General features: G+C 19.2%; 24 protein-coding genes and 2 tRNA genes. 15 read left to right on the top strand and 11 right to left on the bottom strand.

Annotated elements, in window-relative coordinates; translation table 11 throughout:
* The first annotated feature begins 10 nt into the window (after positions 1-10).
* The 8 genes from pgi to dut all read left to right on the top strand — a co-directional run bounded on the left by pgi (position 11) and on the right by dut (position 8,036).
* Positions 11-1,675: a glucose-6-phosphate isomerase gene (pgi, locus tag AB4W57_RS02170; protein ID WP_367677509.1), complete on the top strand. Its 1,665-nt coding sequence runs from the start codon at positions 11-13 to the stop codon at positions 1,673-1,675.
* Between the two features lie 53 nt (positions 1,676-1,728).
* Complete coding sequence (gene miaA / locus AB4W57_RS02165) at positions 1,729-2,673, top strand: tRNA (adenosine(37)-N6)-dimethylallyltransferase MiaA (RefSeq protein WP_367677508.1); 945 nt, start codon at positions 1,729-1,731, stop codon at positions 2,671-2,673.
* A gap of 443 nt (positions 2,674-3,116) precedes the next feature.
* Complete coding sequence (locus AB4W57_RS02160; protein WP_367677507.1) at positions 3,117-4,430, top strand: adenylosuccinate synthase; 1,314 nt, start codon at positions 3,117-3,119, stop codon at positions 4,428-4,430.
* Positions 4,431-4,539: 109 nt separating this feature from the next.
* Positions 4,540-6,126 (top strand): ribonuclease R family protein, encoded by a 1,587-nt coding sequence (locus AB4W57_RS02155; protein WP_367677727.1) that lies wholly within the window; start codon positions 4,540-4,542, stop codon positions 6,124-6,126.
* A 193-nt stretch (positions 6,127-6,319) separates the two neighbouring features.
* The gene (gene rpsF / locus AB4W57_RS02150; protein WP_367677506.1) at positions 6,320-6,688 is read left to right on the top strand and encodes a 30S ribosomal protein S6; all 369 of its coding nucleotides are present in this window, start codon (positions 6,320-6,322) and stop codon (positions 6,686-6,688) included.
* 83 nt (positions 6,689-6,771) lie between these two features.
* Positions 6,772-6,999: a 30S ribosomal protein S18 gene (gene rpsR / locus AB4W57_RS02145; RefSeq protein WP_367677505.1), complete on the top strand. Its 228-nt coding sequence runs from the start codon at positions 6,772-6,774 to the stop codon at positions 6,997-6,999.
* Positions 7,000-7,056: 57 nt separating this feature from the next.
* Positions 7,057-7,512, top strand: a complete 456-nt coding sequence (gene rplI / locus AB4W57_RS02140; protein ID WP_367677504.1) for a 50S ribosomal protein L9 — start codon at positions 7,057-7,059, stop codon at positions 7,510-7,512.
* Positions 7,513-7,580: 68 nt separating this feature from the next.
* Positions 7,581-8,036, top strand: coding sequence for a dUTP diphosphatase (dut, locus tag AB4W57_RS02135; protein ID WP_367677503.1), 456 nt, complete (start codon positions 7,581-7,583; stop codon positions 8,034-8,036).
* A gap of 3 nt (positions 8,037-8,039) precedes the next feature.
* On the opposite strand, the gene pyrE is transcribed toward dut, so the two are convergent.
* Both pyrE and AB4W57_RS02125 read right to left on the bottom strand, forming a co-directional pair.
* Positions 8,040-8,687 (bottom strand): orotate phosphoribosyltransferase, encoded by a 648-nt coding sequence (gene pyrE, locus AB4W57_RS02130; protein WP_367677502.1) that lies wholly within the window; start codon positions 8,685-8,687, stop codon positions 8,040-8,042.
* Positions 8,688-8,766: 79 nt separating this feature from the next.
* Positions 8,767-8,840: transfer RNA gene (locus AB4W57_RS02125), tRNA-Ile, on the bottom strand.
* A gap of 141 nt (positions 8,841-8,981) precedes the next feature.
* On the opposite strand from AB4W57_RS02125, the gene AB4W57_RS02120 reads away from it, so the two are divergent.
* Positions 8,982-9,054 (top strand) — tRNA-Asn (locus tag AB4W57_RS02120).
* A gap of 19 nt (positions 9,055-9,073) precedes the next feature.
* On the opposite strand, the gene AB4W57_RS02115 is transcribed toward AB4W57_RS02120, so the two are convergent.
* A complete protein-coding gene (locus tag AB4W57_RS02115) occupies positions 9,074-9,430 on the bottom strand; it encodes a DUF496 family protein (RefSeq protein WP_367677501.1) in 357 nt (118 codons plus the stop codon).
* Between the two features lie 69 nt (positions 9,431-9,499).
* Between AB4W57_RS02115 and sbcB the strand changes: the two genes are divergently transcribed.
* A complete protein-coding gene (gene sbcB, locus AB4W57_RS02110) occupies positions 9,500-10,927 on the top strand; it encodes an exodeoxyribonuclease I (RefSeq protein ID WP_367677500.1) in 1,428 nt (475 codons plus the stop codon).
* A gap of 52 nt (positions 10,928-10,979) precedes the next feature.
* On the opposite strand, the gene AB4W57_RS02105 is transcribed toward sbcB, so the two are convergent.
* Both AB4W57_RS02105 and mutY read right to left on the bottom strand, forming a co-directional pair.
* Positions 10,980-11,210: an oxidative damage protection protein gene (locus AB4W57_RS02105; protein ID WP_367677499.1), complete on the bottom strand. Its 231-nt coding sequence runs from the start codon at positions 11,208-11,210 to the stop codon at positions 10,980-10,982.
* 17 nt (positions 11,211-11,227) lie between these two features.
* On the bottom strand, positions 11,228-12,256 hold the full coding sequence (gene mutY, locus AB4W57_RS02100) for an A/G-specific adenine glycosylase (RefSeq protein WP_367677498.1): 1,029 nt from the start codon (positions 12,254-12,256) through the stop codon (positions 11,228-11,230).
* Between the two features lie 143 nt (positions 12,257-12,399).
* On the opposite strand from mutY, the gene trmB reads away from it, so the two are divergent.
* Positions 12,400-13,095 carry a tRNA (guanosine(46)-N7)-methyltransferase TrmB gene (trmB, locus tag AB4W57_RS02095; protein ID WP_367677497.1) on the top strand — a complete coding sequence of 232 codons (696 nt, stop codon included), beginning with the start codon at positions 12,400-12,402 and terminating at the stop codon, positions 13,093-13,095.
* A gap of 19 nt (positions 13,096-13,114) precedes the next feature.
* Here the strand turns inward: trmB and hemW are convergent, their stop codons facing one another.
* From hemW to dusA, 4 genes are all read right to left on the bottom strand, one after another.
* Complete coding sequence (gene hemW, locus AB4W57_RS02090; protein WP_367677726.1) at positions 13,115-14,251, bottom strand: radical SAM family heme chaperone HemW; 1,137 nt, start codon at positions 14,249-14,251, stop codon at positions 13,115-13,117.
* Positions 14,252-14,535: 284 nt separating this feature from the next.
* Positions 14,536-15,006, bottom strand: a complete 471-nt coding sequence (gene ruvX, locus AB4W57_RS02085) for a Holliday junction resolvase RuvX (RefSeq protein WP_367677496.1) — start codon at positions 15,004-15,006, stop codon at positions 14,536-14,538.
* 535 nt (positions 15,007-15,541) lie between these two features.
* Entirely contained in the window at positions 15,542-16,951 is a 1,410-nt protein-coding gene (dnaB, locus tag AB4W57_RS02080) for a replicative DNA helicase (RefSeq protein ID WP_367677495.1), read from the bottom strand.
* A 19-nt stretch (positions 16,952-16,970) separates the two neighbouring features.
* Entirely contained in the window at positions 16,971-17,948 is a 978-nt protein-coding gene (dusA, locus tag AB4W57_RS02075) for a tRNA dihydrouridine(20/20a) synthase DusA (RefSeq protein WP_367677494.1), read from the bottom strand.
* Between the two features lie 107 nt (positions 17,949-18,055).
* Between dusA and ssb the strand changes: the two genes are divergently transcribed.
* Positions 18,056-18,562: a single-stranded DNA-binding protein gene (ssb, locus tag AB4W57_RS02070; protein WP_367677493.1), complete on the top strand. Its 507-nt coding sequence runs from the start codon at positions 18,056-18,058 to the stop codon at positions 18,560-18,562.
* A 102-nt stretch (positions 18,563-18,664) separates the two neighbouring features.
* On the opposite strand, the gene AB4W57_RS02065 is transcribed toward ssb, so the two are convergent.
* Positions 18,665-19,411: an alpha/beta fold hydrolase gene (locus AB4W57_RS02065; protein ID WP_367677492.1), complete on the bottom strand. Its 747-nt coding sequence runs from the start codon at positions 19,409-19,411 to the stop codon at positions 18,665-18,667.
* Positions 19,412-19,559: 148 nt separating this feature from the next.
* On the opposite strand from AB4W57_RS02065, the gene AB4W57_RS02060 reads away from it, so the two are divergent.
* Complete coding sequence (locus AB4W57_RS02060; RefSeq protein ID WP_367677491.1) at positions 19,560-20,135, top strand: NifU family protein; 576 nt, start codon at positions 19,560-19,562, stop codon at positions 20,133-20,135.
* A 44-nt stretch (positions 20,136-20,179) separates the two neighbouring features.
* Here the strand turns inward: AB4W57_RS02060 and ansA are convergent, their stop codons facing one another.
* Entirely contained in the window at positions 20,180-21,193 is a 1,014-nt protein-coding gene (gene ansA / locus AB4W57_RS02055) for an asparaginase (RefSeq protein ID WP_367677490.1), read from the bottom strand.
* A gap of 203 nt (positions 21,194-21,396) precedes the next feature.
* Between ansA and AB4W57_RS02050 the strand changes: the two genes are divergently transcribed.
* Complete coding sequence (locus AB4W57_RS02050; protein ID WP_367677489.1) at positions 21,397-22,998, top strand: peptide chain release factor 3; 1,602 nt, start codon at positions 21,397-21,399, stop codon at positions 22,996-22,998.
* A gap of 76 nt (positions 22,999-23,074) precedes the next feature.
* A complete protein-coding gene (locus AB4W57_RS02045) occupies positions 23,075-24,304 on the top strand; it encodes a phosphopentomutase (RefSeq protein WP_367677488.1) in 1,230 nt (409 codons plus the stop codon).
* Positions 24,305-24,335 lie beyond the last annotated feature (31 nt).

Below are 24,335 nucleotides of genomic sequence, written 5' to 3'. Positions count from 1 at the left end.
GAGAAAAATTATGAAAAGTTTAAATCCTACTGTAACTAAATCTTGGAAAAATTTAAAGAAACATTATTTAAGTATAAAAAATAAACATTTAAAAGAATTATTTAAAAGTGATCCTAATCGTTTTAAAAAATTTTCTTTAAATTTTGAAGATATAATTTTATTTGATTACTCTAAAAATAGATTAACTTCTAAAACTATTAGTTATTTGATAAATTTAGCTGAAGAATTTGATTTAAAAAATTCTATTATATCTATGTTTCAAGGTAAAAAAATTAATTTTACAGAAAATAAACCAGTTTTACATACTGCTTTAAGAAGTTCTAATAAAACTAATATGCTAAATAATAAAAAAGATATTTTATTAAAAATAAAATATGTATTACAAAAAATTAAGTTATTTTCTAATGCTGTAATTCATAAAAAATGGAGAGGTTATACAGGTAAATATATTACAGATGTAGTAAATATTGGTATTGGTGGTTCGGATTTAGGGCCTTTTATGGTTACTGAAGCTTTAAAACCTTATAAAAATCATTTAAAAATACATTTTATTTCAAATCTTGATGGTACACATGTAATAGAAATTTTAAAAAAGATTGATATGAGTAGAACAATTTTTTTAATTTCTTCTAAAACTTTTACTACACAAGAAACGATAACTAATGCTACTACTGTTAAAAATTTATTTTTAAATCAACCAAAAGTATTAAAATCTGATATGGATAAACATTTTTTTGGTATATCAATGAATGAACAGGAAGTATTAAAATTTGGAATTATACAAGAAAATTTTTTTCCCATTTGGGATTGGGTAGGCGGTCGTTATTCGGTATGGTCTGCTGTAGGTTTATCAATTTCTTTATCAATTGGGTATAAAAATTTTTCTTTATTTTTAAAGGGAGCAAGATCTATGGATCAGCATTTTTTACATGCACCTTTAGAAAAAAATATTCCAGTTTTATTAGGTTTAATTAGTATATGGTATAATAATTTTTTTAACACTGAAACAGAAGCAATATTTGTATATGATCAATATATGCATAAATTTTCTACATATTTACAACAAACAAATATGGAATCTAACGGGAAAAATATAGATCGTAACAAAAATATTGTATCTTGGCAAACAGGATCAATTATTTGGGGCGAACCAGGAACAAATGGTCAGCATTCGTTTTATCAATTATTACATCAAGGAACAAAATTAATTCCTTCAGATTTTATTATTCCAATTAATACTCATAATAAAATTAATGATCATCATATTAAATTGTTATCACATTTTTTTGCGCAAACTCAATCATTAGCTTTTGGAAAATCTATAGAAGAAATTTTCAAAGAAAGTAATTTTAAAAAAGAAATTTTGAAAGATCAAAGTAGTTTAAATAATGATATAAATATTTATAAATTATGTAAAGGAAATCAACCAACTAATTCTTTTTTATTAAATAAAATTACTCCTTATACTTTAGGTATTTTAATTGCTTTATATGAACATAAAGTTTTTACGCAAGGAGTGATTATGAATATATTTAGTTTTGATCAATGGGGGGTAGAATTAGGAAAATATACGGCTAATAATATTTTAGTTGAATTAAAAAAAAATAATTTAACAACAAAATACGATTCTTCAACAAATGCGTTAATAAATTTTTATAAATTAAATAGAAAATAATTTATTATATTTTTATTATAAAGTAATTAAATAATTTTAGAAATAACAAATATATGCATAATAAAAACAAAATAATTTTTTTAATGGGTCCAACTACTTCTAATAAAACTAAATTTGCTATAAAATTAACTAAAATTTTACCTATTGATCTAATTAGTGTAGATTCTGGTTTAATTTATAAAGAATTAAATATTGGTACTGCCAAACCTAATCAAGAAGAATTACGTATTGCTCCGCATAGTTTAATTAATATTAAAAATATTACAGAAAATTATTGTGCGCAATCTTTTAGAAACGATGCTTTATATGAAATTAATAAAAGTTTTTCTAATGATAGAATTCCATTATTAGTAGGAGGTACAATGTTCTATTATCATGCTTTAATGCATGGTTTATCTCCTTTACCTTCAAGAAATGATAAAATCAGAAAAAAAATTTTAAAAAAATTTTATTCTAGTTCTCAAAATAATTTATATAATAAATTACTTTCTATAGATCCAGTATCTGCTTTAAGAATTCATCCTAATGATATGCAAAGACTCTTAAGAGCTTTAGAGGTATATTATATATCAGGAAAAAAAATTAGTGATTTAATTCAGCATGAAAAGTATAAATTTCCATATCGCGTTTTGCGATTTATTTGTTTTCCAAAAAATAAATATATTTTACATAAAAAAATAGAGTATCGATTAAGAAAAATGTTATCTTCTGGTTTTAAGGAAGAAGTAGAGAATTTACTTATTCAAAGTCATTTTAATAAAAATAATCCAGGAATGAAATGTTTAGGATATAAAGAAATGTGTGATTATATTTTAAATAAAATTAGTTATCAAGAAATGTTTAATAAAACGATTTTAGCTACTAAAAAATTAGCAAAACATCAAATCACTTGGTTAAAAAAAGATAAAAAATCTTTTTGGGTAGATAGTGAAAAAAATTCTTCTATAAATTTTATTATAAAAAAAATTTTTGTTTTTTTAAATAAAAAAGAATATTAGATTATTAGTTTGTTTTATCAAGTATTTTATAAAGATTAAATTTTTAAAAATTAATTTTTAAATGAATATTATATTAATTTTTAATTATAATATTTTTTTATAAATTCTTTTTTTATTTTAGTAAAAATATAATTTATTATTTTATTGAATTATTATAGAAAATCTAATATTTTAATATATTTTAAATGAATTTATTTTAATAAATTAATTTTTTATAATAATAAATTTAAATTAATTTATATTATTTTTTATTATTTTAAAATTTTTTTTAAAAATTTTATATAATATATATTTATTAAAAATTTTTTATATTAAATAAATTTTTAAAATTTTAGTTTATTAATTAGTTATAATTTTAATATATAAATTATATAATATAAAATATAGAAAATAAGTATTTTTTTATATTTATTTATGAATATAAGTTTAGGAGTAAATAAATTTTGATTAATAATATTGTTGTTTTAGGCATACAATGGGGTGATGAAGGAAAAGGTAAAATTGTTGATCTATTATCACAGAAAGCTAATTATGTAGTTAGATATCAAGGAGGAAATAATGCTGGTCATACTTTATTAGTTAATAAAAAAAAAACAATTTTACATTTAATACCATCATGTGTTTTACATAAAAATGTACATGCAGTTCTTGGAAATGGTGTTGTAGTTTCTTTAATAGATCTAGTAAACGAGATTACATTTTTAAAAAAACAGGGAATATTAATACAAAATCGTTTAATATTATCTTCTTCAATTCCTTTAATATTTAAATATCATATAAAATTAGATAAAGCACGTGAATGTAATATTTTAAATAAATCAATTATTGGTACTACTCATAAAGGTATTGGTCCTGCATATGAAGATAAAGTTGCTAGACGAGCAATTCGAATTCATGATTTATATAATGAAGATCATTTTTATAAACTTTTAAAAAAAAATGTAAAATATTATAATTTTCAATTAAAAAATTTATATCAAAAAAAATCTGTAAATTTTGAAAAAATATTTGATCAATCGATACAAATATTTAATACGATTAAAGATATGATTCAAGATGTTTCTTTTTTATTAAATAATCAGATTAAACAAGGTAAAAAAATAATTTTTGAAGGTGCTCAAGGTTCTCTTTTAGATGTAGATCATGGAACATATCCCTATGTAAGTTCTTCTAATAGTAGTATTGGTGGAGTCATGACTGGTACAGGTATTGGAATTAATAAAATTAAATATATTCTTGGTATTTCTAAAACATATTGTACTAGAGTTGGAAATGGTCCTTTTCCAACTGAATTATTTGATCGTACTAGTGAATATTTATCTAAAGTTGGGAAAGAATTTGGAACTACAACAGGTAGAAAAAGAAGAATAGGATGGTTAGATTTAGTTTTATTAAAAAAAATGATATTAATTAATTCTTTATCAGGATTATGTTTAACTAAAATAGATGTTTTAGATTATTTACCTAAAATTAAAGTATGTATTAAATATATAGATAAGCATTCTCATAAAAAAATATCTTCTTATCCTATAAATATAGAAAACTGGAAAAATGTTGTTCCAGTATATAAAGTTTTTACAGGATGGAATCAATCTACAAGAGGTATTACTTCATTTATTAAGTTACCTATAGAAGCACAAAATTATATTAATTTTATTGCATCTTTTTTAAATATATCAATAGATTTAATTTCAACAGGACCAAATAGAAATGAAACAATTATAACAAATAAATTTTTAAAAGAATTTGTAAGATAAAATTAAATTTTATTTATTTAAAATAATTTTTATTTGTTTTATTTTATAAATTTAAGTATATTTAATTAAATAAAATTTTTTATACTTATAATGTTTATATTAGCATAAAATTCACTCTATATTTTATAGGATAATTAATATAAAAATATTTAACAAAAGAATCAATTTTACATATGTATATAAAAAATCTTTAAGAAAATATAATATTCGTTCAAAATGGTCAAAACAGATAAAAGATGCAGTAAATATGATTCAAAATCAAAAAATATCTGATAAGGAAATACATAAAAGAAAAGACTTAAGAAAATTTTCTTTTATTACTATTGATGAAAAAGATTCATATGATTTTGATGATGCTATTTACTGTTATTTAGTGAAAAACACTTTAAAATGGAAATTATTAGTAGCTATTTCAGATGTTAGTTTTTATATAAAACAAAATTCTATTTTAGATCAAGAAGCATTATATCGAGGCACTTCTATATATTTTCCTTTAAAAGTTATACCTATGTTTCCAAAAAAATTATCCACAGATTTTTTATCTTTATTACCAAATCAAGATAAATTATGTATAATTTGTGAGATGACTTTGTCTAAATTTGGAGATTTACTAAAATATAAATATTATGAAGCTATTATTCAATCACATGCTAGACTTACATATACAAATATTATAAAAATATGGAATCAAGATTTTTTTTTATGTAAAAAATTTAAAAAAATAAAAAGATCTTTAAAAAATTTACAAGATTTAAATAATTTGTTTATAAAAAATAATACATTAAAAAAAATTATTTCATTTAATTATGATGAACCATATTTTATTTTTAATTCATTAGATATAATAGATAAAATAGTTTTAAAAAAAAAAAATTTAGCACATGATTTAGTAGAATCTTGTATGTTATTAGCAAATAAATCTTCTGCTTTGTTTATACATAAACATAATAAAGCGTCTTTATTTAGAAATCATGCATACCCAACATATAATAAAATTACAGATTTTAGAAAAATTTTAAAAAAATTTAATTTAAGATTAACAGGTGGTAAAAAACCTGTTTTAAAAGATTATTTTACATTATTATATAAGTTAAAAAATAAATCTTATAAAGAAATTATTCAATTATCTTTATTAAAGTCTACAAAAAAAGCTTTTTATAGTGAAAAAAATATTGGTCATTTTGGTTTAGCAGAAAAATTTTATACTCATTTTACTTCTCCAATTAGACGGTATTCAGATTTAGTTATTCATAGAATTATTAAAAGTATTATATATAATGATAAAAAATATATAAGAAATAATACATATACAAATAAAATATCTTTTTATAATTTACAAAAATTAAAAAAAATTGCAAAAAAATGCTCTATAACAGAAAAAAAAGCAGATAAAGCATGTAATTTTGTCATTAATATATTAAAATTTGATTTTATAAAAAAAAATATTAAAAAAAAATTTTATGGTATGATTTCCCATATTACACAATTTGGATTTTTTGTAAAAATTAATCATTTATTTATAGATGGGTTTGTTCATGTATCTACATTAAAAGATGATTATTATTATTATAATAAAAAAACATTTTCTTTGCATGGTAAATATTCTAAAAAAAAATTTTTTATTGGAAATACAGTATATGTACGAATACTTTCTCTTAAATTAAAAAATAAAATGGTTTATTTAAATTTAATATAATTTATATAAAAAATATGATTTATTTTTAATTTCTGTGTATTTCTTGTGTTAAGATAAGAATATATTTTTATAAAATTATTTAATTAAAAATTTTTAATAAAAATTTTATATATATAAAAAAATTTATATTTAAAATTAATATAGTTTTTATAGATTTTTTTAATAATTACTTTAAATAAGGAGTGTTTTTCAAGTGCGTCATTATGAAATTGTATTTATGATTCATCCAGATAAAAGTGAAAAATCAAATTCTATTGTTACAAATTATAAAAATATTATTAAAAAATTTTCAGGGAAAATACATCGTTTAGAAGATTGGGGAAAAAGACATTTGTCATATCCAATTAAAAAATTAAAAAAAGCTCATTATATTTTAATGAATATAGAAATTTCAAAAAAAAATATAAAAAAAATAGAAAATTTATTTAAATTTGATGATTCTGTTATAAGAAATATTATTATTTCTGTTAAAAAAGCAATATCAGAAGTTTCTGCAATATTAAAAGAAAATAATGAATCGTTAAATAAGAAAGAGTCAATAGTAATAAAAAAAATAAATTAATAATTTTAAAAATATTGTATAAATTAATTTATAGATAATTTAATAGTAATAATTTTGTAAAATAAATATAATAAGGATATAAAATGGTTAGATATTTTCGTCGTAGAAAATTTTGTAAATTTACTGCAGAGGGTATTAAAGAAGTAGATTATAAAAATATTTTAATTTTAAAAAATTACATTACTGAAAGTGGTAAAATAATTCCTAGTAGGATTACTGGTACAAAAGCAAAATATCAACGTCAATTATCAAGAGCAATTAAAAGAGCTAGATATCTTGCTTTGATTCCATATACAGATCGTCATAAATAATTTTTAAATTTTTTAGTGTAAAAAAATATCATTTTTAATATTTATGAGGAAATTTTTATGAAAGTTATTTTAATTACTTCTTTTAAAAATTTAGGAACAGTAGGTGATTTAATAGAAGTTAAGCCAGGTTATGCGAGAAATTTCTTGTTTCCTCAAGAAATTGCCTTACCAGCTATTAAAAAAAATATAAAATATTTTGAAAATCGTAAAAAAGTTTTAGAAGAGAAAAAAATTAAAAAATTAAAAATAGCAAATTCTCGAATTAAAGAAATTAAAAAAATTAAATCTATTCAAATTTTTTCTAAATCAGGAGATCAAGGAAAATTATTTGGATCAATTAATACCAGAGATATTTCTAGAAAATTAAATGAAATGGGAGTGAAAGTACATAAGTCAGAATTAAAACTAGAAAATGGAAAGTTACGTTCTATAGGAGAGTATTCGGTTTTATTTCAACCACATCAAGATGTTTGTATAAGCATTAAAGTGATTATTTTATCTCAAGAAAAATAATTTTCTTTGATATAATTTTTTAGTATGATTTATATAAAATATATAATTAATTTATTAAAAAAAAAAAAATGGAAAATATTAATATAAAAATTTTAAATAAAAATATAAAAAATAAAAATTTATTTCCTAAATATGCGACTTTAGGATCAGCTGGAATAGATTTACGAGCATGTATTATAAATAAAATTTATATGAAACCGAATCAATCTTATTTATTTTCGACAGGAATATCTATATATATTAAAGATGTTTCTCTAGCAGCGATTCTTCTTCCGCGTTCTGGATTAGGGCATAAATATGGAATTATATTAGGAAATTCAGTGGGCTTGATTGATTCTGATTATCAGGGAGAAATTATGGTTTCATTATGGAATAGAAGTAATAAAAATTATTGTGTACATCCGTATGATAGAATTGCGCAAATAGTCTTTATTCAAATTAAGCAAGTTAAATTTAATTTAGTTAATAGTTTTTTAGATCAAAGTATAAGAGGAAAAGATGGGTTTGGACATACTGGTAAATAATTTTTATAATATACAATTTTTTTCTTGATATCGAATTAAAGTTTTTAATTTTTTTTTCATAATATTTTTATTTTTTAAATATAAAATAATATCGTTTATGTCAATTATTGAAGATATTTGACATAAATATTTATTTTCAATTTCTTTTTTTGCAGATAATTTATTTTTTCCAAATTCTTTTCTATCAATTGCAACTAAAATATTTGATATTTGAGAATTCTTATTTTTATGTATAATTTTTATTGTATTTTTTATAGCTGTTCCAGCTGTAATTATATCATCTATAAGTACTATTTTTCCTTGTATTTTATGACCAATAGTTTCACCTTTTTCTCCATATTTTTTTATTTCTTTTCTATTAAAAGAATATGGTATGTTTAAATTAAAATAATTTTTTAATGCGAGTATAGTAGCTATTAAAATAGGAATTCCTTTATAAGCTACTCCAAATAACAAGTCGAATTTGATATTTAAATTTATTAATGCTTGAGCGTAAAATTTTCCTAATTTTTTTAAGTCTTTTCCAGTAGATAATAATGCCATATTGAAGAAATATGGACTTTTTCTGTTAGACTTTAATATAAAATCTCCAAAAATTAGTATTTTTTTTTTTAAAATAAATTTAATAAATTGATTTTTCCAGTCTTTCATTATAAACCTTGAGTTTAAAAAAATTTTTTAATATTTTTATAAATTTAAATTATTCAATATATTTATATAATTATTTTTTTGGCCCTTGCCGGATTTGAACCAGCGACCAAGCGATTATGAGTCGCCTGCTCTGACCAACTGAGCTAAAGGGCCTTTTTATAGAAAGTTATTCTATAAAATAAATTATAATAGAAATATTAACAATAATCTAGTAATCTTTTAATAAAATTAAAAAATTTTTAAATATATTTTTAAAAATTGATTTTAAAAAAAAAATATGATAAAATTTAATTTTCCTCTGTAGTTCAGTTGGTAGAACGGCGGACTGTTAATCCGTATGTCACTGGTTCGAGCCCAGTCGGGGGAGAATAATTATTATTAAGATATTAAATGTTTTTCTTAATTACACCGATAGATTTTAATTCGTAAGTAATTTTTTTTTTTTCTTTAGATATTTCAGCGCATTGTACAACATAGTCATCAATTCTATCTTCATAATCATTTTTCATACTTAAAATAATTTTTTTAATATCTTGATATGTCATATTTGGTTTAATATAATCTTTTAAATTTTTAATTAATAAAATTCTTTTTTGATTATCACGTATTTTTTTACCTAGATCATTCATTTCTCTTTGTAGTTTATTTTTTCTTCTAAATAAATGTACTACATTTAAGACGTTTTTAAAAGATTTTTCGGAGTGATTATTATTATCGTGTATAATTTTATTCTGTTTTTTCATATTTTTATTTTTTTCAGTTAAAAGTTATTATCTATATAATACATGATTTTTTAAATAAAATATTTTGTTATGAATAATATGTTTAAATTTAGTTTTTTATTTTATGATTATGAAACATTTGGAATTAATCCTGTTTTAGATAAACCTGCACAATTCGCATGTATTAGAACAGATTTTAATTTTAAGATTATTTCTAAACCTATTATATTATATTGTTACCCTTCAATAGATTATTTACCTAATCCAGAATCTGTTTTAATTACATCAATTACTCCAAAAATGACTTTACGCTTTGGATTAAATGAATCAGATTTTTCAAAAAAAATTTATTCTTATTTTAATCAACCTAATTCTTGTATTATAGGATATAATAATATTTCATTTGATGACGAAATAACACGAAATATTTTTTATAGAAATTTTTTTGACATATACTCATGGAGTTGGAAAAATAATAATACTCGATGGGATGTAATTAATGTTGTTCGAACTTTTTATGCATTGCGACCTCAAGGAATTAAATGGCCTAAAAATAAAGATAATATAGTTTCATTTAAGTTATCAGAATTATCTAAATTAAATGGTTTGAATCATACTAAATCTCATGATGCTTTATCTGATGTATATGCTACAATTGACTTATTAAGGTTAATGAAAAAAAAAAATAAAAAGTTATTTAATTTTTTGTTTTTAATTAGAAAAAAAGAAAAAATATTAAGTTTACTTAATAAATATTATAATCAACCTTTAATTTATATTTCTAGTTTTTATGGATCAAAAAATAAAAATTTTGGTTGTGTTTTTCCTTTAACTTTACATTTTTCGATTAAAAATGTTTTGATTGTTTTTGATTTAAATATAGATTTTTCTTTCACAGAATTTAAAAAAAATTTTAATTATGATTTAAACTATTTATTTTCTATAGGTATGAAATTTGTTTATTTAAATAAATGTCCAATATTAATTCCTATAACTGTTTTACGTAGTTCAGATATCATTAGATTACAAATAAATTTAGATCAATGTAAAAAAAATATACTTTTTTTAAAAAAATTTTTAGATTTTAAAAAAATTTATAAAATTTCTAAGATTTATTTTAATAAAATAAACAATAAACATGTAGATTCTAAATTATATGAAAAATTTTTTACTTTTTCAGATCAAAAGAACATAAATATTTTACGAATGTTTATTAATAAAAATCAATTTAATAAAAAAATTATAATTAATGATAATCGTTTTTATAAACTCATGTTTTTCTTTAAAGCAAGAAATTTTTCATATGTTTTAAATACTCAAGAAAAAAAACTTTGGTTAAAATATTTAAAAAAATTTTTTAATCAAGATAAAATCCAAAAATATAGAACAGATATTTATGTCTTAAAAAAAAAATATTTTAATAAAAATAAAAAAATAAAATTATTAAATAATTTATTAAGTTATTTGCAATATTTACAAACCTCTCTTAAAATATTAAATAATAAAAAAATATTTTAATAAAATTATTTTATAAAATAAAAAATTTTATATACTTATAATTCTATTATTTTTATTTAAAAAAAAAATTATACATTTTTTTATATATTATTTTTTGATCTTTTAAATTAAGCATATTTAGTTTTTTTTCATTAATTAATATAGTTTGTTTAATCATCCATTTATTCCAAGCTTTTTGTGAAATATTATTATATATTTTTTTTCCTAATTTTCCTGGATATGTAATTTTTTTTAAGCCTTCCATATTTTTCTTAAAAAATAAGCAATATATTTTTCTTTTCATATAATAATTCTCGTTAATTAATTTTTTAACATTTGTGTAAAAATTTTTTTTACTGGTGTAGGAATACCTATTTTTTGAGGTTTAAATATATTAAACCAAATATCTTTATCTTTTTGAATATTTTTTTTTATATGTATTAAAATTAAAATAGGATGAATTAATAAAGAATAATGACTAAAATGATGTAAAAATTTTTTTTTCTTTTTTATTTTTTCATATATTAATTTATTTTTTTTAATCCATTGAAATGCTTTTTTTTTATTAAAAAACATTGGGAAATAATATAGTTTTTTCCAAATAGTTTGATTTTGTTTTTTTAAATAGAAAAAATTTTTATATTTTATTAATATAAACCAACAATTTTTTATAATTTTTTTTTTTATATAATTATTCTTTAAATCATTATTTTTATTATTATAAAATAAACATTTAATTTTTAAAGGACATTTTTTACATATAGGATTTTTTATCTTACAAACTAATGTGCCTAAATCCATTAAAGATTGATTAAATTTTTCAGAATTATGTATCGGAATTAAAAGACTAATTTTTTTCCATAATTTTTTTTCTAATAAATATTGTGATAATTTATAGTTATAAAATCTTTTTAAAATTCTTTTTACATTTCCATCTAATATTGGAAAATAATAATTATATGTTAGAGATAATATTGCTCCTGCAGTAGATTTTCCGATTCCTGGTAATTTTATTAACTTATAAAAGTTTTTTGGAATTTTATAATTATATTTTTTTTTAATAATTTGAATAGTTTTATAAATATTTATAGCTCTATTATAAAATCCTAAACCGCTCCATATATGAAGAATTTCATCTAAAGATGCTTGAGATAATTTTTTAATGCTTGGAAATTTTTTAATAAATTTTTTAAAATATGGAATTACTACTTTAACTTGTGTTTGTTGTAACATAATTTCAGAAATCCATATTTTATAAACATTTTTTTTTATTTGCCAAGGTAATTTTTTTCTACCATATACATGAAACCAATTTAAAATATTATTGGAAAAATTAAAAATTTTGTTCATTTATAGTTTAATATATTATTTTTGAAACACATGAAGATATGTTTATTTTATATTTTTGATTATATCAGAATATTTATATAATTTTAAAAATATATAATATACATTATATTTAAATAATTTTTATTACTTATAATAATTACATAATGATGAAATATAAAATTGATAAAACTATTAAAACGTTTAACGTAAGAAGTAGAAAGTTAAGTACTACTCAAATAAATAATATTAATTTATATTGGCCTTTAATTGGAATTAATTTAGATACAAAAAAATTTTTGATGAATAAAAATGATTTTTTAAATTCATATTCTCCTGCTATTTTAGAAATTGGTTTTGGTTTTGGAGAGTCTTTAATTTATTTATCTCAAAAATATAAAAATATCAATTTTGTAGGTATTGAAGTATATGTTCCAGGGATATCTTATTGTTTAAAGAAAATACATGAGTTAAACTTAAAAAATATAAGAATAATTTACGTTAATGCGTTATATTTTTTTATATATTATACTCAAAATATCAAGTTTTATAAAATTAACATATTTTTTCCAGATCCTTGGCCTAAAAGAAAACATCATAAAAGAAGAATTATTCAGAAAGAATTAATTAAGAGTATTATAAAAAATTTACTTGTAAATGGAACTTTACATATTATTACTGATTCTTTATCTTATTATGAAAGTATTTTAAGAATTTTAAGAAAATTTGATAGATTACAAAATATATCTAAAATTTTTCAAAATTCTTTATGTAAGGAAACTATTACTCATAGTCGTTTTGAAAAAAAAGCATTAATTAAGAAAAATAAAATATATAATATTCTTTATAAGAAAATTTTTTAAATTTTTATAAAAAATATATTTATAGAATAAATAATTCTAATAAATTATTCAAAAATAATTTACCTTTATGAGTAGTAATCCAAAATTTTTTGTTTTGAGTGATATATTTTTTTTTTATAGCTTGATTAATAGGTTTATTAATAAAATTTTCTGAAAGTCCTGTATATTTTTTAAAATTTTTTCGTAAACATGGTTGATATAATCTAAAATTATTCATAAAAAATTCTAATGGTATATTTTTTTTTTTAAGAATATATTTTTTTTCTATATAATTTCCATTCATAAACTCATAAACATTTTTATTTTTTATTATACGAATAATTTTTTTTTTTTTTAAAGTTATTTTACTATGAGCGCCGCAACCTATACCTAAATAATCTCCAAATTTCCAATAATTTAAATTATGCTTACATTGATAGTTTGGTTTAGAATACGAAGATATTTCATATTTTAAATAATGATATTTTTTTAAAATTTTAACACTTTTAAAATGCATTTTAAGTATCTCTGTTTCTTTAGGTAATACAGGTGTTTGTTTATAAAATATAGTATTAGGTTCGATAGATAATTGATATAAAGATATATGTTCAGGTTTAAAATTTTTTATATATTTTAAATCAGACATAAAATTTTTAAATGTTTGTTGTGGTAATCCAAATATTAAATCAAAGTTTAATACATTAAAATTAATTTTTTTAATAATATTTATTGTATCTATAAGTTCTTTAAAAGTATATTTTCTTTTAATAGTATTTAAAACTTTTTCATTAAAACTTTGAATACCTAAAGATAAACGATTGATTCCTGCTTCTTTATATTCAAAAAAAACTTCTTCATGTACAGATTTTGGATTAGATTCTAGAGTAATTTCTATGTTTTTTGAAAATGGTATAAGTTTTTTTATTTCTTGTATCAGAAATAGTATATATTTTGGATGAATAAGATTTGGTGTACCGCCACCGATAAAAATAGAATGTATATGTCTAGATTTGATCAAATAAATATTTTTTTTTAAATCTAATAATAAATGTTGAATATATTTTTTTTTTGGTATATTTTTAATATTTATTTTTTTAGAATAAAAATCACAATACGGGCATTTACTTAAACACCATGGTATATGGATATATAAACTTAACAAAGGTAATTTCATAATTAAAGTTATTTATAAAAGATTGTTTAAAGAAAATTATTTTATTGTTTATTGTTTAAAATTTTTAGTTATAGAAAGTTAATTTTTTCAAATTTTTTAAAATTTATAAATTAAATTAATAATATATTTATAAATATATTATTTTAATTAATTTAATATTTTTAAATTATTTTTTTAATTTTAATTTAATTATTTATTTTAAATTAAAATTTTTTATATTATTGATAGATAATTATTTTTTTAAAATAAAATTTTTATATTTTTAGTAACAATAATTATAATTATTATTATTTGTACAAATATTGTATTTTATTTTTTTTTTTTTTTTCTTTTTTTTCTTTTTTTTTTTGAATATATTTTGTAAACCAACTATTTAAAATTACTAATGCTGACATAGAATGGATTTTAGATTTATTTAAATTTTTTTTTCCTCCAGTTTGAAATAATATTGATTTTGCTTCAATTGTAGTATATCTTTCATCATGTAATTTGACTTTTATTTGAAATTTTTGAAATAATTTTAATGCAAAAATTTCTGTTCTTATAGTAGTTTTCTGTCTTCTTCCTTCAATGTTTAAAGGTAATCCAACAATAATTTTTTTAGGTTTCCATATAGATAATAAGTTATGTATTTTTTCCCAATATGTTTGTTCTTTTTTATAAGAAATAAGTTTTAATTTTCTTGCAGTATAAGTATAGCATTCGCCTATTGCGACACCAATGTTTTTTACTCCGAAATCAAATGCGAGAACTAGCATATTTTAAATTTTCCATATTTTTAATATTAAGTGTCTTCTATTTAGATTTTTTTTGTATTTAATAAATTTATAGAATTTTTTGATTTTAGAATTGATAAAATTTTATAATTTATAACCAAATTTAACTAATAATTATTTAAATTTTTATATTAGTATTTTTATAAAAAATTTTTATAAATAATTAATATTTTTATAAATTTTTTTAAACGTTTAATAATAATATTAAAATAAAATTTATAAAATAAATAAAGATATATATTAAGAAAATTTTTTTATGAAATTTTTTGTTTATAATTTTTTATTCTTTTATTAATTAAAATTTTATTTTAGATATAGTAGTTATAAAATACATCAAATAATAACTATAGAATTTAATTAAAAAAATGTACATGATAGTTAAAATTTTCTTGAAAATAAATAATTTAAATTAAATATAAATATTTAAATTAATAAAATAAAATTATTTATTAATTATAAAAATTAGATTTTTTTATATAACTGATTTATATATTAAATTTTTTTATATCTTTTTGATTTAATAATTTATTTTATTTTTATTATTATATAAATTTTCAGCATAGTTATCAAACCTAGAAAACTGACTATTAAATGTTAAACGTATATTACCTATAGGTCCATTTCTTTGTTTACTAATAATTATTTCTGCAACTCCTTTTAAATTAGTATCTTGATGATATATTTCATCTCGATAGATAAACATAATTAAGTCTGCATCTTGTTCAATAGAACCAGATTCTCTTAAATCAGAATTAATCGGTCTTTTGTCGGATCTTTGTTCTAAAGATCGATTTAATTGAGAAAGAGCTATAATAGGTATTTTTAATTCTTTTGCTAATATTTTTAATTTTTTTGAAATTTCTGCTATTTCTAACGTTCTATTTTCTGAAAAAGAAGGCGCATTCATTAATTGTAGGTAATCAATCATAATTAAACTAATTCCATTATGTTCTTTATATATTTTATAGGCGCGTGTACGAATTTCGTTTGGTGTAAGAGAAGAAGAGTCATCTATATATATATTTTTCTTTTTTAGTAAGATATTTATTGTACTAGAAATTCTAGACCATTCTTCATCATTTATATTTCCTGTACGTATATTCGTTTGATCTACTCTAGATAAAGATGATAATATTTTTATCATAATTTGTTCACTAGGCATTTCTAAACTAAAAATTAAAATTGGTTTATCATATAACATAGAAGCATTTTCACATAAATTCATAGCAAATGTAGTTTTTCCCATAGAAGGTCTAGAAGCAATTATAATTAAATCAGATGATTGTAATCCAAATGTTTTTTGATTAAGATCTTTATATCCGGTATCAATTCCTGTAACTGTTTTATGTGGATTTTTTATAAGTTTTTCAAGATTTGAAATTGTAACATTTAAAATTTCTTCAATATTTTTAGGTCCATGATTGATAATTTTATTTTGTGAAAGTTTTATAAAATAAGATTCTATATAATTTAAAATATCATTACTATTTTTTCCGTTAGGAAAATATCCTAAATGAGAAATTTTTTTAGAAATGTGAATAAATTTTCTCATCATTGCATGTTCTTTAATAATATTAGCATAGAAAGAAATATTTGATATACTAAAGGTATTTTTAGATAATTTAGCTAAGTAAGAAAAATTTATAATATTTTTTAATTTTTTATTATTTTTAAAAGATTCTGATAATGTAATTAAATCTATAGGTTTATTTATATTTATTAATTTTTTCATTTCTTTGAAAATTATTTGATGTAATTCATGGAAAAAATCTTTTTCTTTTAAAATTTTTTCTATTTTATTCCATTTTTTATTATTTAACATTAATCCACCTAAAACAGATTCTTCGGCTTCTGTTGAATGAGGTAGTTTTTTATTTTTTTTAAAATCATTTTTTAAGTTTGTATATTTTTTTTGATTTTTTAACATAAATAATTATCCGTACTTTTTATAATTTATTATTTAATAATGAGTATATTTTATTGAATTCTTCTTTAATATTTATATATTTTTTTTTTAAATTTAAATTATTTAAAAAATATTTCCATTTTTTTGAGCCTTTTTTACCGTAAAAAATTCCGTACATATGACGCGTGATAGAATTTAAAGGTGTATTTTTTTTTCTTTCTTTAGCAATATATTTAGACATATAAAATAAAATTTTTTGTATTGTTAAATTTTTATTTTTTTCAAAAAATATTTTTTGATCTATTTTTTTTAAAATTAAAGGATTTTTATATACTTCTCGTCCCATCATAACTCCATCAACTTTTTTATAATGATTTTTAATTTCTTTAATAGATTTAATGCCACCATTAATAATAAATTTTAAATCAGGAAAATCTTTTTTTAATTGATATACATATTCATATTTTAGTACAGGAATATTACGGTTTTTTTTAGGACTAAATTTTTTAAGAATAGCATTTCTTGCATGAATAATAAAAATTTTACATAATTTTTCTTTAGAAATGATATGAATGAAATTATATAGGAAATTATATGTATTATTATTATCAAATCCTGTTCGTGTTTTAATACTAATAGGTATTGGAACAGATTTTTTTATTAATTCCAAAGATTCTAAAATAATTTGAGTATTTTTCATTAAAATAACTCCTAAATTATTTTTTGTCATAGATGGAGATGGACAACCAATATTCAAATTGATTTCATTATATTTTTTTTTATATGCTATTTCTGCACATTTTGCAATATCTTTAGGTTTGTTTCCTATTATTTGTAAAGAAATCATTTGTTTTGGATCTTTATTTGTAATTAGCTTAAATTTTTTGTTTAAAATACTTTGTGTTGTTACCATTTCAGTATATAGATATGCATTTTTTATTAATAATCGATGAAAATATCTACAATGTTTATCTGTATAATTAAACATTGGGGCAACGCAAAAACGTTTATTTTTCATTTTTTTAAAATAATTATTTTAGTTTAAGAGTTAAATATCAATTATAGAGTATTTATTTTTTAAATATAGTATTTTAAAAGAGTTTTTTATATTGGAGATATACTTGTATGGCAAGTCGTGGTATTAATAAAGTTATTTTAATAGGATATCTTGGACAAGATCCAGATATTCGATATATGACGAATGGATCAGCAGTAGCAAATATTAATGTAGCTACTTCAGAAAATTGGAAAGATAAAAATACAGGTGAAATTCGAGAAAAAACTGAATGGCATAAAGTCGTTTTATTTGGAAAATTAGCTGAAATTACAGGAGAATATTTAAAAAAAGGATCTCAGGTATATATTGAAGGATCTTTACAAACTAGAAAATGGAAAGATCAAAATAATTTAGAAAGATATACAACAGAGATTATTGTAAATATTAACGGATCTATGCAAATGCTTGGTAATAGGCAAAGTAAATTGGAAAAAGATCATTCAAATAATAAAAAAAATCTTTTTAATAAAAATTCTTTATTGAAAAATAATAAAAATTTTAAAAAAAAATCTGATAAAAATTTATTATTAGATGATGAATCAAATACGGATTTTGAAGATGAAATTCCTTTTTAAATATTTGATATAAATTTTTAATTTAAATTTTAACTTTCGTAATATTAGATTTAAATATCAAATTATCTAATAATACGAAAGTTATATTATAAAATAAAATTTTTATATGTATATATTTTCTTTAATAAATTTAAAAAATATATTATTAAATTCATTAAAATGCGAAATAAATGGAGCATGATTAGATTTTTTTATAATATAAGAATTATTATCATGTAATAAATTATTTAATATATATGAAATTTTTTTAGGAACTATAACATCAAATTCTCCATATATTCTTAACATTGGAATATTAATTTTTGTAATTAAATTTCTTAAATCAATTTTTTTTAATATTTTTATATTAAATTTAATAGATATAATTTTTGGTTGAGCAATAGATGTAATTTTTTTTTTTAATATTTTAATATATTTTTTATTTTGTTCATTTTTTTGTAAATTTATGAAATTTTTTATAGAATTTTTATAATTATATATTAATTCTTTTTTTAATTTTTTAATTTGAGCATTGTTCATTCCTGGCCAAGAATTTTTTTTCATAAAACATGGAGAGGATGCAATAGTAATTAACGATAATATTTTTTTTTGATTTCGTATAGCTAATAAAGTAGCTAATATACCACCTATTGACCATCCAATTAATATAGAATTATATGGTATTTGAGATATTTTTGTATTAATAAAGTTATTTAATTCGATATAGAAATTATTTTTTTTTATTGGAATAGGAAGATTTATTGTATATATTTTAAAATTTCTTTTTAATTTTTCTTTTAAAAAAAACCATATTTTTTTATTAAATCCAAGCCCATGTATAAATATTAAGTTTTTTCTTTGTGTATGCATATTGTATTGTTTATTATTTTGCAATGTATAATGTTTTTGAAAAAAATATAAAATTGATATAATTTATTATATATTTTAATTAGATATATATTTAATTTAGTTTTTAATATAAAATTAAGTATATTAATTAATAAAAATTTATATTACTATGATTAAAATTTCTGTGAATGCACAAAAATATATTTCTAAATTATTATCAAAAAAAAAAAAAAATACACATATAAAAATTTTTGTAACAAATCCTGGTACTGAGAAAGCAGAATGTAACTTAGAATATTTATATGGAAACGATGAAGATAAAAAATATAAAAAATTTAATTTTATGGATTTTAATGTTTATATTAAAAAATCACATGTACCTTTTTTAAGAGATTCTGAAATTAAATTAATAAAAAATAATTTAAATTTTGAATTAATTTTAAGATCTCCTTATATAAAAAAATCTGTTAAAAAAAATTTTACATCGTTTGAAGAGAAAATTAATTATTTTATAGAAGTAAATATAAATCCTTTTTTACATTCACATGGCGGAAAAATAATATTAATTAAAGTAAATAACAAAAAAGAAGTCATTATTCAATTTCAAGGTGGATGTAATGGTTGTTCTATGGTTAGTTCAACTTTAAAAAATATGGTTGAAAAACGTTTATTAGAAAATTTTCCTGATCTTATTGCAGTTCGAGATATCACTAATCATATACCGAGTTTATATTCTTATTATTAATTAATGTATAAATAAAGTTTAAGTTCTAAGATATATAAATTATTTTAGTTAGAATCAGTTATTTCTCCGCGTATATTTTTTTTTATTTGTTCTTTAATTATATTAAAAGAAAAATTTTGACTAAATAAAAAATGTAATTTTGTAATTGCAGCTTCAAGAGTTAAATCTTTTCCACTAATAATTCCTGAAGTAAATAAAGTTTTTCCAGTAAAATAATTATTCATATTTACTCTTCCTGAAAAACATTGTGTAAGATTTAATATGATAATTTTTTTTTGTGCAGCTTTATGTAATTGTTTTAAGAATTTTTTATTTTGAGGAGCGTTTCCTGTACCGTATGTATATAAAATTACACCTTTAGTTGGTTTTAAAAGACAGTTTCTGATAATTTTATTAGAAATTCCTGGATATATTGTAAGTACAGTAATTGGTTGAGATGAAATATTATGAACAAGAAGATTTTGATTTTTTTTATTTTTTAATTTTTTATATTTATATTTAATATCTATACCGATTTCTAATAAAGGATGTAGATTAGGTGAAGAAAATGCATTTAATCCATTTGCATTCATTTTAGTTGTTCTGTTACCTCTATATAGTTTATTATGAAAAAATAATGTTACTTCATTGATAGGATAATGCGCTGCAATAAAAAGAGAATTTAGTAAGTTTTGCCTTCCATCTGATCTTACTTCAGAGAGTGGTATTTGTGATCCTGTAATTATTACTGGTTTATTTAAATTTTCTAAAATAAAAGATAATGCAGATGCTGTGTAAGACATAGTATCTGTACCGTGTAAGATAATAAATCCATCATATTTTTTATAATTTTTTTGAATATCATATGCAATTTTTTTCCAATTTTTAGGTGTCATATTAGATGAATCTATAAGTGGTTGATATTCATGAATAGTAAATATAGGCATTTCTTTTTTATAAAATTCTGGCATATTTTTTATTTGTTTTTGCAAAAAACCTGAAATTGGAATATATCCTTTTTTAGATTTTTTCATTCCAATAGTTCCGCCGGTATATGCTATATAAATTTTTTTTTTCATATATGTTTTTTAAAATAAATAATCTTAGCTTATCATATTTTTTAAAATAAAATTTTTTACTTGATGTTAGTTTTAAAATTAAATTTTATATAATAATTTTTTTAAAATATTATTAAATACAATACATTATATTAAAATTTATTTATATAATTTATAGTGATTAGAAAAATATTAATAAATTCACAAGAGAAAATATTTCAATCATGATTAAAAATATAACGTTAAATACAAAATATCTAAAAAAAATTAAAAAAAGACGAACATTTGCTATTATTTCGCACCCTGATTCAGGAAAAACTACAGTAACAGAAAAATTTTTATTTTTAAGTAAAGTTATTCATCAATCTGGGACTATTAAAGCAAAAAAGTCTAAAAAATATGCTAAATCAGATTGGATGGAAATTGAGAAAAAAAGAGGTATTTCAGTTACAACTTCTGTAATTCAATTTTCTTACGCTAAACATTATTTAAATTTATTAGATACACCTGGTCATGAAGATTTTTCTGAAGATACGTATAGAGTTTTAACAGCAGTAGATTCATGTCTAATGATTATTGATGCTTCTAAAAGTGTAGAAACAAGAACAAAAAAATTAATTAAGGTAGCTCGTTTAAAAAAAATTCCAATTATTACTTTTATTAATAAATTAGACAGAAATACTTATGAGTTTATAAAAATTTTAGATGATATTGAAAAAAAATTAAAAATTTTTTGTGTTCCTATGACTTGGCCGATTGGTAGTGGAAAAAATTTTAAAGGTATTTTTAATTTTTATGATAATAAAATTATTTTATATTTTAAAGACTATAGTACAGAAAATTTACATATAATCAAAGTTATTTCGATGGTAGATTCTATTAGTTTAAAAAAATATTTAAATAGTCATGAAATATCTGTTTTACTAGAAGATATAGATTTAGTTCAATCATATTATCATAAGTTTAATCAAAAAAATTTTTTAAAAGGATTAGAAACTCCTATATTTTTTGGAAGTGCATTAAATAATTCTGGATTAAAAAATGTTTTAGACGGATTAATTAAATGGGGTCCATATCCGAAGTATAGAATTAGTAAATCTAGAAAAATAAATTCAACAGAAAAAAATTTTACAGGATTTGTATTTAAAATTCAAGCTAATATGAATTTAAAGCATCATGATCGAGTAGCTTTTATACGTATAGTATCTGGAAAATATATAAAAGGTATGAGGATTTTTCATGTTCGTACAAAAAAATTTAAAATTATAAATAATGCTATGAATTTTATTGCTGGAGAAAGATTTATTATAAATAAAGGATATCCTGGAGATATAATTGGAGTATATAGTAATGGAAATATTAAAATAGGAGACACTTTTACAGAAGGAGAAAGTGTTGAATTTACTGAAATTCCAAAATTTACTCCAGATTTTTTTAAGTGTATTATTTTACAGGATTCATTAAAACAAAAAACTTTATTACGTGGACTTAAACAGCTTGCAGAAGAAGGAGTTATGCATGTATTTCGACCTATAGTAAATAATTCTTTAATATTAGGAGTAATAGGTCAATTACAATTTGATGTAGTTTTAGAAAGATTGAAAACAGAATATAAAGTACTTGCAAGCTATGAAAATACTAATATATCTTGTATTCGATGGATTAATTCAGATAACATAAAATTATTAGAAAAATTTAAAAATGAAAATTATTCTTCTTTAGCATATGATCATGACAATGTAATTGTTTATTTTTCTCCAAGTACGTTTAGATTAAAAACAATTATAAAAAAATATAAATATATAAATTTTTTAAAAATTAAATAGTATTTTAAAAAAAAAAATACTTTTAGTTATAAATAAAATATATATAAATTAAATAAAATTTTTTATGAGAAAATTTATGAAGAGAGTTTTTTTGTTAGTTTTAGACTCATTAGGCATTGGTTCAACGAAAGATTCATATAAATTTCATGATTTAGGTGCTAATACTTTAGGTAATATATTTAAATATTTATATAAAAAAAAAATGAATGTATTACAAGAAAATATTCTTAAAATTCCTGTTTTAACTTCTTTAGGATTAATTCATGCTTTAAAGAAATCTTGTGGAAAGTTTCCGAAAGGATGTGATAAAAATTCAAAAATTATAGGAAGCTATGCTTATAGTAGTCCTATTTCTAAAGGTAAAGATACTTGTTCCGGTCATTGGGAAATAGCAGGTTCGCCTGTATTACATGAATGGGAATATTTTACAAGTTTAAATAATAGTATTCCATGTTCTTTATTAAAAAAAATTTCTCAAAAAACAGGAATTGTAAATTTTCTTGGTAATAAACATTCTTCAGGTATTGAAATTATAAATTTTTATGGATTAGAACATATCAAAACAAAATATCCAATTATATATACTTCAGCTGATTCTGTTATACAAATTGCTTGTCATGAAAATTATTTTGGATTAAAAAAATTATATTCGTTATGTAGTAAAATCAGAAATGTTTTAAATCATAGTAAATATAACATTTGCAGAGTAATTGCAAGACCGTTTATTAATGTAAATAAAAATTTTATACGAACTCGTAATAGAAAAGATTATTCAATGAAACCGGCTTATAATACGATTTTAGAAAAATTTTTATTAGAAAAAAATTCTTATGTGATTTCTGTAGGAAAAATTTATGATATTTTTTCAGGTAAAGGAATTTCAAAAAAAATTTCGTTATATTCTATTCAAGACATTTTTAAGTTTTTAAATAAAGAACTATTAATTAAACAAAAGAATAATAAAAATACTATAGTTTTTGTAAATTTTATTGATTTTGATTCATTATATGGACATAGAAGAAATGTTATAGGATATGCGAAAGAATTAGAATTATTTGATAAAGAATTATATAAATTTTTAAATCTTATGACAAATAATGATTTGTTGATTATCACTGCTGATCATGGATGTGATCCTACTTGGATAGGAACGGATCATACAAGAGAAAATATACCTATACTTTTATATAAAAAATTTTTAAAACCAAGATATTTAGGTCATAGAAAAACTTTTGCGGATATATCACAAACTATTGCTCAGTATTTTGGGATGTCTAAAATGAAATTTGGTACGAGTTTTTTATAATTTTTTTTTGTTTTTAAATTTATTTTTATTT

The organism is Buchnera aphidicola (Chaitophorus populicola) (assembly GCF_964058995.1).
In the GTDB taxonomy this organism is placed as follows: Bacteria; Pseudomonadota; Gammaproteobacteria; order Enterobacterales; family Enterobacteriaceae; genus Buchnera_J; species Buchnera_J aphidicola_BO.
The sequence above is the reverse complement of the archived record's forward strand: the minus strand, read 5'-3'. Positions and strand labels throughout refer to the sequence as shown.

Bases quoted from the DNA above. Each gene is read 5' to 3' on its own strand.
- pgi (WP_367677509.1), top strand. From the start codon at position 11: ATGAAAAGTTTAAATCCTACTGTAACTAAATCTTGGAAAAATTTAAAG.
- miaA (WP_367677508.1), top strand. From the start codon at position 1,729: ATGCATAATAAAAACAAAATAATTTTTTTAATGGGTCCAACTACTTCT.
- rpsR (WP_367677505.1), top strand. From the start codon at position 6,772: ATGGTTAGATATTTTCGTCGTAGAAAATTTTGTAAATTTACTGCAGAG.
- rplI (WP_367677504.1), top strand. From the start codon at position 7,057: ATGAAAGTTATTTTAATTACTTCTTTTAAAAATTTAGGAACAGTAGGT.
- dut (WP_367677503.1), top strand. From the start codon at position 7,581: ATGGAAAATATTAATATAAAAATTTTAAATAAAAATATAAAAAATAAA.
- pyrE (WP_367677502.1), bottom strand. From the start codon at position 8,687: ATGAAAGACTGGAAAAATCAATTTATTAAATTTATTTTAAAAAAAAAA.
- AB4W57_RS02115 (WP_367677501.1), bottom strand. From the start codon at position 9,430: ATGAAAAAACAGAATAAAATTATACACGATAATAATAATCACTCCGAA.
- sbcB (WP_367677500.1), top strand. From the start codon at position 9,500: ATGAATAATATGTTTAAATTTAGTTTTTTATTTTATGATTATGAAACA.
- AB4W57_RS02105 (WP_367677499.1), bottom strand. From the start codon at position 11,210: ATGAAAAGAAAAATATATTGCTTATTTTTTAAGAAAAATATGGAAGGC.
- mutY (WP_367677498.1), bottom strand. From the start codon at position 12,256: ATGAACAAAATTTTTAATTTTTCCAATAATATTTTAAATTGGTTTCAT.
- trmB (WP_367677497.1), top strand. From the start codon at position 12,400: ATGATGAAATATAAAATTGATAAAACTATTAAAACGTTTAACGTAAGA.
- ruvX (WP_367677496.1), bottom strand. From the start codon at position 15,006: ATGCTAGTTCTCGCATTTGATTTCGGAGTAAAAAACATTGGTGTCGCA.
- dnaB (WP_367677495.1), bottom strand. From the start codon at position 16,951: ATGTTAAAAAATCAAAAAAAATATACAAACTTAAAAAATGATTTTAAA.
- dusA (WP_367677494.1), bottom strand. From the start codon at position 17,948: ATGAAAAATAAACGTTTTTGCGTTGCCCCAATGTTTAATTATACAGAT.
- ssb (WP_367677493.1), top strand. From the start codon at position 18,056: ATGGCAAGTCGTGGTATTAATAAAGTTATTTTAATAGGATATCTTGGA.
- AB4W57_RS02065 (WP_367677492.1), bottom strand. From the start codon at position 19,411: ATGCATACACAAAGAAAAAACTTAATATTTATACATGGGCTTGGATTT.
- AB4W57_RS02060 (WP_367677491.1), top strand. From the start codon at position 19,560: ATGATTAAAATTTCTGTGAATGCACAAAAATATATTTCTAAATTATTA.
- ansA (WP_367677490.1), bottom strand. From the start codon at position 21,193: ATGAAAAAAAAAATTTATATAGCATATACCGGCGGAACTATTGGAATG.
- AB4W57_RS02050 (WP_367677489.1), top strand. From the start codon at position 21,397: ATGATTAAAAATATAACGTTAAATACAAAATATCTAAAAAAAATTAAA.
- AB4W57_RS02045 (WP_367677488.1), top strand. From the start codon at position 23,075: ATGAAGAGAGTTTTTTTGTTAGTTTTAGACTCATTAGGCATTGGTTCA.